We start from the raw sequence: 353 nt of genomic DNA, 5'->3' as shown, positions 1-353 counted from the left end.
AATCTCCCTCACTCGTGCTAAATCTTACCCCCAAAAGTGGACTTCTCCAATTTTCCATCACTGATATCGCCTCCAACTTCTTTCCCTTTCTCAACCATCCTTGTAAGCGATTCTTTTTGGGATTATAAAGGTAATACTCCTCAATTCCATGCTCTTGATAAAACTTAAACTTGGTCTCCATATCTTTCTTCCTATTCCCCGGAGATAGGATTTCAAAAGCCACTTGCGGGGCAACATTATCCTCTTCCCACTGCAGATAAGAACCGCGATCGCCTTTCGGTCGTCCTAACACGACCATCACATCTGGAGCTTGTCTTTGAGGTTCTTCTTGTTCGATAACTTCCTGTTGAGTT

The 353-nt window shown here is 43.3% G+C and carries 1 protein-coding gene; it reads right to left on the bottom strand.

Features of this window, described 5'->3' with window-relative positions; genetic code table 11:
- On the bottom strand, nt 1-353 hold a 353-nt coding region (locus tag JUI58_RS01490; RefSeq protein ID WP_204101972.1), incomplete at both ends, for a Uma2 family endonuclease.

It is taken from the genome of Spirulina sp. CCY15215 (genome assembly GCF_016888125.1).
Taxonomy (GTDB): Bacteria; Cyanobacteriota; Cyanobacteriia; order Cyanobacteriales; family Spirulinaceae; genus CCY15215.
Note: the sequence above shows the minus strand (reverse complement) of the source record. Positions and strands in the feature narration are given on the sequence as shown.